This window comes from Novosphingobium sp. UBA1939 (genome assembly GCF_002336885.1).
Classification (GTDB): Bacteria; Pseudomonadota; Alphaproteobacteria; order Sphingomonadales; family Sphingomonadaceae; genus Novosphingobium.
This window is the reverse complement of the sequence record NZ_DDFB01000061.1, coordinates 1-6,800: the sequence shown is the minus strand read 5'-3', so window position 1 is coordinate 6,800 and position 6,800 is coordinate 1. Positions and strand designations below refer to the sequence as shown.

Sequence of the window (6,800 nt, the reverse complement as noted above, 5' to 3'; positions counted from 1 at the left end):
AGAGCGCCGCTTCTTCGGGCGACAGGCCGCGCGGCGGTTTCATCGGCGCCCCAGCCGCTCCAGCGTGCCGCGCGGCAGCAGCAGCAACGCCTCGCCATGCGCGCTCATTCCGCCGGCGATGGTCGCGGCGTCCGCGCCGGCACCCCAGAAGCTGTCGAAGCGGTTGGCGCCCCGGATCGCGCCGCCAGTATCCTGCGCCACCCACAGGCCGTTGGTTTCCGGCCGGTCGGTGCGGAGCCACACCGGCGCGCCCAGCGGGACGAAGGCCGGATCGGCGGCGAGCGTGGTCCTGCCGCTGATCGGCACGGACAGCGCGCCGACCGGGCCGGGGCCGGTGAGTTCGCGGAAGAAGATCCAGCTCGCGTTCTGGCGCATCAGCGCATGGCCTTCGGCGGGATGATCGCGCAGGTACTGGACGATGCCCTGCATCGATCCGGGGTACTGGCCCGGTCCGGTTCCGATCAGGCCGCGATCGCGCATCAGAGATCCGATCCCGGTGTAGTCCAGCCCGTTCTGTCCGGCATACCCCAGCCGGATGACGGAGCCATCGGGCGCGCGCAGTCGCCCCGATCCTTGAATCTGAAGGAAGAAGAACGCGATCGGGTCGGCCGCCCAGGCCAGTTCCAGTCCCCTGCCGGCGAGCGCGCCGTCCTCGATTTCGGCGCGGCTGTAATAGGGCACGAACCGCCCGGTCTCGTCATAGCGGCCCTTGGGCTGCAGCCCGTCGGGCAGGGGCGGAGCATCGCCGGGCTTTGCGCGGACAAGGTCCGGCGGCAGGCTATAGACGGGAACGTCGAATCCCGGCTGACGCGTGCGCACCCCGGCGATTTCCGGTTCGTAGTAGCCGGTGACGAACGCCGATCCGTCGGCGACCTTAGCGGTCTCGAAGAACGTGGCAAAAAAGCGCCGCGCGTCGGCGGCGGGCCAACCGGGGGCGGCGTTGCAGGCGTCCGACCAGTCCTGCGGGCGGGTGAGGCCGCTTGTATCGGCCCGGGCCACAAGGCGCGGGCAACTGGTGACGAAGGCCGCGAGCGCGTCGGACGCCCTCCCCGCGTCCATGCCCAGCGATCCGGGGTGGGGGCCAGGGATGAGGGTGGACGAGGCGGCGGTGGTGCCGACGGGCGGTACAGGGGGAGGCGTGGTTCCCGGGATCAGCCGCACGCACCCGCTCAGCAGGGCCAGTGCCAGAAGCAGGCCCGCCGTGCGGCGCCGCAGCATGGGAAATTATCCCTCGTCGGTTTCGTCGAGCAGCCAGTCCGGATCGCGCGAGGTCAAATCGCGCGAGAACGTCCACAGGTCGCGGCTTTCGATCGCGTCATCAAGCGAGCCCGCCACCACCACGCCATCGGCATTGCGGGTAACCGACGCGATATCCGCAGTGAAGCGGACCGTGATGCGGGCAACGGGTGCGTCGAACGATGCGGAAACGATCTTCGCTTCCTCGATTCGGATCAGGCGCGAATCGAGCGTTTCGCCTGCGGCGAGGCGCGCATCGATCGCAGCGGCGAAGCCTTCATATACATCGCGGTCGCACAACTGGCCGAGCGCTTCCTTGTCGCCGCGCCAGAACGCTTCCAGCACCATGCCATAAGCGCCGCGCGCACCCACCAGGAACAGGCCGACATCGAACCGGCGGTCGGCGCCGATGATGGCCCGAATGCCGGCCTCTGCCGATTGGTCGAATCCTGTGAACTCAACGGGTTGTGCGGTCTGCGGGCGGAGGGCGACCGGCGCCTTTTCCGGCAGCTTGGGCGCCAGCGTGCGCGGCGCGCTGGACGGATCAGGCTGTTCCACACGGCGGCGCAGCGGTTCCTCGTTCTGTTCCGGACGGCGCCCCAGCACCGAATAGAGCCGGAGGCCGAGGAAAGCCGCGATCATCGCCAGAATGACAATTTCAACAACCACACTCATTGTCCCAAGAAGCGGGCGCCGGGAGCCATATCTCCCCGACACCGGTTCATCGTGCCTCAAATAGGTACGAATTACAAATGAACAACATATGGACGACCAGCCGTTTCCGTCACGCGGCCGTTTTCGTGAAAGAGGTGTCACACGCCTGCAACGCCGCTTTCGTGCGGTTCGCAACGTCCCTGTCCCGGCCCGGATTGCCGCGCCAGCGCCATGATGCTACGCGCCCGCCGGAAAGAACCGCAATTCTTGCAGGAAAGCACGGACATGGCCGACGAAGGCAATATCATCAGCGATCTGAACCTCGGCCAGCCGGCCCCGAACGGCGAGGATACCGCGCCGGCGATCGGGCTGATCTCGCAATACGTGAAGGATCTTTCGGTCGAGAACCCGAACGCGCCGGAAAGCTACCAGTGGACGGACGCGCCGGATATCCAGATCGAATTCAACATCGGCGCGCGCAGCATCGCGCAGGACGTCCATGAGATCGAACTGAAGATCAACGTGACGTCCAAGGGCGCGCAGGGCACCGCATTCCTGGTGGAACTGTCCTATGGTGGCCTGATCGGCATGCGCAACGTGCCCGACGATCAGGCGCATCCGTTCCTGTACGCGGAAGGCCCGCGCATCCTGTTCCCCTTCGCCCGCCGCATCATCGCCGATGCCGTGCGCGACGCCGGCTATCCGCCGCTGATGCTGGAGCCGATCGACTTCAACGGGCTCTATCTCCAGCAGCTTTCGCAGCGCCAGGCCGAGGAAGCCGGCGCGGGCGATCCGGTCGGCAACGCCTGATCCGGCGCGTGCCGGTCGGTCGGGCGGAGCCCTGAAGCGGCCATGACAAGGCCATGAACCTCCTCAAGGCCACCGGCACCATCGGCGGGCTCACGCTCGCCAGCCGCGTGCTCGGGCTGGTGCGCGACAGCCTGTTCGCGCGCTATATCGGCGCCAGCTTCGCGTCGGACGCATTCCTGGTCGCGTTCCGCCTACCCAACATGTTCCGCGCGCTGTTCGCGGAAGGCGCCTTCGCCTCGGCGTTCATCCCGATGTTCAACCAGAAGGTTGGCGATCCGGAAGGGCGGGGGCTGCCGGACGGGCTGCATTTCGCCGAACAGGCGCTGGCGGTGCTGCTGCCCGTGCTGCTGGCGATGACCGTGCTGCTGGAAGTGTTCGCCTGGCCGGTCACGTTCCTGCTTTCGGGCAGGTTCAACGGGGTCAGTCCCGATCAGTTCGCCTTCGCGGTGCAGCTTTCGCGGATCACGATCCCCTACCTGATGCTGATAAGCCTGGTGTCTTTGTTCGGCGGTATTCTCAATTCGCTGCACAAGTTCTGGGTCAACGCCGCCGCGCCGATCCTGCTGAACCTGACGCTGATCGCCGCGCTGCTTCTGTTCCATTCGCACGATCCGCTGGTGACCGCGCGCAACCAGGCGATCGCGGTTTCGGTTTCGGGCCTGCTCCAGCTGCTGTGGCTCGCGTGGGCCTGCCGCCAGAACGGCGTCAGCCTGCGATTGCGCCTGCCGCGCCTGAACCCGGACGTGAAGCGGCTGATGGCGCTGATCTGGCCAGCCGCCGCCGGGGCGGGCGCGGTGCAGATCAACCTCGTCATCTCGACCGCGCTGGCCGCCTCGCTGCTGGCCCACGGGTCCGTCACTTATATCTACATGGCCGACCGGCTGAACCAGTTGCCGCTGGGGCTGATCGGCATCGGCCTCGGCACCGTGCTGCTGCCCACCATTTCGCGCCAGCTTGGCGCGGGCGCGGAGGCGGAGGCGATGGAAACGCAGAACCGGGGCATGGAGCTGGCGCTGCTGCTGACGCTGCCGGCTACGGTCGCGCTGGTGGTCAGCGGCGAGCCGATCGCGGCCGCGCTGTTCGGCTATGGCCGCTATACGGCGGAGGACACGCACTTCACCGCGCAGGCGCTGGCGGCCTTCTCGATCGGCCTGCCGAGCTACATCCTGGTCAAGGTGCTGACGCCCGGCTTCTATGCCCGGCAGGATACGAAGACGCCGGTGCGCTATGCCACGCTGTCGATGGTGGTGAACCTGGTTGGCAACCTGCTGCTGATCGTGCCGCTCAAGCACATCGGGCCGCCGCTGGCGACGGCGCTGGCGTCCACCGTGAACGTCTGGCTGCTCTATCGCACGCTGGTCGCGCGCGGGCATTTCGCCGCCGACGCGCGCCTGCGGCGGCGGGCGCCCCGGCTGGCGCTGGCGGCGCTGGCGATGGGCGTGGTGCTGTGGCTGACGCAGGATGCGCTGACGCCCTACGTCCACGGGACGTGGATCGTGCGCTGCCTGGCGCTGGCCGCACTGGTTTCGGCGGGCGGCGTGGTCTATGGGCTCGCCACCGTCTTGCTCGGGGCATTCTCGAAGGACGACCTGCGGCTTCTCCTGCGGCGCAGGCGCACCACATAAGGCACGTTCCATGCGTATCGTTTCCGGTATCCAGCCCACGGGCAATCTCCACCTCGGCAATTACCTGGGTGCGATCCGGAACTGGGTGCGGATGCAGGACGAATGGACCGCCAAGGGCGCGACCTGCCTCTATTTCCTGGCCGACCTCCACGCCATTTCCATGCCGCACACCCCGGCGGAACTCGCTTCGAATACGCGCGAGATGGTGGCCGCGCTGGTTTCCTGCGGGATCGATCCGGACCGGTCGATCCTGTTCAACCAGGCGCAGGTGCCCCAGCATGCCGAACTGCAATGGCTGCTGAACGGCACCGCGCGCATGGGCTGGCTGAACCGCATGACGCAGTGGAAGGACAAGGCCGGCAAGAACCGCGAAGGCGCATCGGTGGCGCTGTTCACCTATCCGGTGCTGCAGGCGGCGGACGTGCTGCTCTACCAGGCGACTCACGTCCCCGTGGGCGAAGACCAGAAGCAGCACCTCGAACTGGCGCGCGACGTGGCGCAGAAGTTCAACAACGACTTCGCATCGGAAGAAGCGCCGGTGTTCACCCTGCCCGAACCGATCATCCCGCCCGAAGCGGCGCGGATCATGAGCCTGCGCGATGGTTCGGCCAAGATGTCCAAGTCCGATCCTTCGGACATGAGCCGCATCAACCTGACCGATGACGCCGACGCGATCATGCAGAAGGTGAAGAAGGCCCGGACCGACCCGGAACCGCTGCCCGGCGAGGTCGAAGGGCTGGCCGGGCGCGCCGAGGCGGCGAACCTCGTGGGCATCTACGCGACGATGGCCGGCGTCACTGCCGCCGATGTCCTGCGCGATTTCGCGGGGCAGGGCTTCGGCGCGTTCAAGCCGGCGCTGGGCGAACTGCTGGTCGAGAAGCTGGCGCCGATGGCGGCCCGCTACCGCGAACTGCGCGAGGATCGCGCGGCGCTCGACGCCATCCTGCGCAAGGGCGCGGAAAAGGCGCGGGCGCTGGCGGTGCCGACGCTGGAGGCGGCTTACGCGGCGCTGGGGCTGGTACGCTGACGGGTGCGAACCGGGGGCTGTCCCGTGGTGGAACAGCCCCCGGTTCGGACCATAAGTTTCCCGCCGGTCACGAAATGTTTCGGCGCCATTCAACGCGCATTCAGCACCTCCCGGCTATCGGGATGTCGTGCTAAGACAGGTGCGTCCGCCTGAACCGGGGCAGCCGGGCCGCTCACAGGAGTCGCGTTGAATGAACAAGAATACCAAGCGGAATCGCGGACTTGCCTTGGTTGCCGTGCCGCTGCTTCTCGCCAGTCTGGGAGGCTGCGCATCGACCTTTGACGCCAAGGTCTCTCGTTTCCAGAGCCAGTTGCCCGCCCCGGCCGGACAGACGTTCGCGATCGTTGCCGAAAACCCGCGCAACCAGGGCGGTCTGGAGTTTTCGCAATACGCCTCGCTGGTCGCGGCGCAGTTGCAGAAGGTGGGCTACGTGCCTGCCGCCAGCCCCGACAATGCCGACCTGATCGTCCACTTCGACTATGGCGTCGACCAGGGGCGCGATCGCGTGCGCACCACCGGCGTCGGCCCGGATCCGTTCTGGGGGCCGTGGTACGGCGGCTATGGCCCGGGCTTCTGGGGCCGCGGCGGCTTTTACGGTGGCGGCGGTTTCTATGGTCGTCGCGGCTGGGGTTACGGCTGGTACGATCCGTTCTTCTGGGGCGGCGGCTACAACTCGGTCGATGTGGTGACCGTCTATACCAGCGGGATCGACCTCAAGATCGACAGCCGCGCCGATGGCAAGCGCCTGTTCGAGGGCAAGGCCGAGGCAGCCTCGCAATCGAACCGTCTGCCCTATCTGGTGCCGAACCTGGTCGAAGCCATGTTCACCGATTTCCCCGGCCACAACGGCGAAACGCTGCGCATCTCGGTCGCGCCCGAGAAGAAGACGGTCAAGCAGGTCAAGTAACCGGCCGGCCCTTCCCGCCCACGCGGGGAGGGCCACCCTATCGCGCGCCGAACAGCGCGCTGCCGATGCGCACGTGCGTTGCGCCCAGCAGGATCGCGGTCTCGAAATCGTCGCTCATGCCCATCGAGCGGCCGGACAGGCCGTGGTCGTCCGCCAGCTTGTCGAGCAGCGCGAAGAACGGCGCAGGCTCGATCCCGGCCGGTGGCACGCACATCAGCCCCGCCAGTGGCAGATCGGCCGTCCGCGCCTCCGTCAGCAGCGCCGGCAGGTCCGCGATCGCGCATCCGCCCTTCTGTTCCTCTTCCCCGATGTTGACCTGCACGAAGCAGGGCAGCCGCCGGCCGACCTTGTCCATCGCCCGGGCCAGCGCGGAGACGAGGCTTGGCCGGTCAAGCGAATGGATGCAGTCGAACAGCCGCACCGCGTCCTCGGCCTTGTTCGACTGAAGCTGGCCCACAAGATGCAGCGCGATTGCGGGATGCGCCTCGCGGAGCGCGGGCCACTTGGCCTGCGCTTCCTGCACCCGGTTTTCGCCGAACAC

Annotated in this window: 7 protein-coding genes; 4 read left to right on the top strand and 3 right to left on the bottom strand. The window is 67.4% G+C overall.

Features of this window, described 5'->3' with window-relative positions; all coding sequences use genetic code 11:
* Window positions 1–39: 39 nt before the first annotated feature.
* Together B3547_RS08940 and B3547_RS08935 are read right to left on the bottom strand one after the other, a co-directional pair.
* Window positions 40–1,218 carry a murein transglycosylase A gene (locus B3547_RS08940; protein WP_292962272.1) on the bottom strand — a complete coding sequence of 393 codons (1,179 nt, stop codon included), beginning with the start codon at window positions 1,216–1,218 and terminating at the stop codon, window positions 40–42.
* Between the two features lie 6 nt (window positions 1,219–1,224).
* Complete coding sequence (locus B3547_RS08935; RefSeq protein ID WP_125954048.1) at window positions 1,225–1,905, bottom strand: Tim44/TimA family putative adaptor protein; 681 nt, start codon at window positions 1,903–1,905, stop codon at window positions 1,225–1,227.
* Window positions 1,906–2,175: 270 nt separating this feature from the next.
* On the opposite strand from B3547_RS08935, the gene secB reads away from it, so the two are divergent.
* From secB to B3547_RS08915, 4 genes are all read left to right on the top strand, one after another.
* Window positions 2,176–2,700, top strand: a complete 525-nt coding sequence (gene secB / locus B3547_RS08930) for a protein-export chaperone SecB (protein ID WP_124808147.1) — start codon at window positions 2,176–2,178, stop codon at window positions 2,698–2,700.
* A 53-nt stretch (window positions 2,701–2,753) separates the two neighbouring features.
* Window positions 2,754–4,325, top strand: a complete 1,572-nt coding sequence (gene murJ / locus B3547_RS08925; RefSeq protein WP_292962269.1) for a murein biosynthesis integral membrane protein MurJ — start codon at window positions 2,754–2,756, stop codon at window positions 4,323–4,325.
* A gap of 10 nt (window positions 4,326–4,335) precedes the next feature.
* On the top strand, window positions 4,336–5,352 hold the full coding sequence (trpS, locus tag B3547_RS08920) for a tryptophan--tRNA ligase (RefSeq protein WP_292962267.1): 1,017 nt from the start codon (window positions 4,336–4,338) through the stop codon (window positions 5,350–5,352).
* A gap of 190 nt (window positions 5,353–5,542) precedes the next feature.
* Window positions 5,543–6,259, top strand: coding sequence for a DUF4136 domain-containing protein (locus tag B3547_RS08915; protein ID WP_124808150.1), 717 nt, complete (start codon window positions 5,543–5,545; stop codon window positions 6,257–6,259).
* Between the two features lie 37 nt (window positions 6,260–6,296).
* On the opposite strand, the gene B3547_RS08910 is transcribed toward B3547_RS08915, so the two are convergent.
* A partial coding sequence (locus B3547_RS08910; protein ID WP_292962263.1) for a YggS family pyridoxal phosphate-dependent enzyme occupies window positions 6,297–6,800 on the bottom strand: 504 nt, incomplete at its 5' end.

Excerpts from the sequence above, each read along its gene's own strand:
- B3547_RS08940 (WP_292962272.1), bottom strand. The coding sequence starts at position 1,218 with ATGCTGCGGCGCCGCACGGCGGGCCTGCTTCTGGCACTGGCCCTGCTG.
- secB (WP_124808147.1), top strand. The coding sequence starts at position 2,176 with ATGGCCGACGAAGGCAATATCATCAGCGATCTGAACCTCGGCCAGCCG.
- murJ (WP_292962269.1), top strand. The coding sequence starts at position 2,754 with ATGAACCTCCTCAAGGCCACCGGCACCATCGGCGGGCTCACGCTCGCC.
- trpS (WP_292962267.1), top strand. The coding sequence starts at position 4,336 with ATGCGTATCGTTTCCGGTATCCAGCCCACGGGCAATCTCCACCTCGGC.
- B3547_RS08915 (WP_124808150.1), top strand. The coding sequence starts at position 5,543 with ATGAACAAGAATACCAAGCGGAATCGCGGACTTGCCTTGGTTGCCGTG.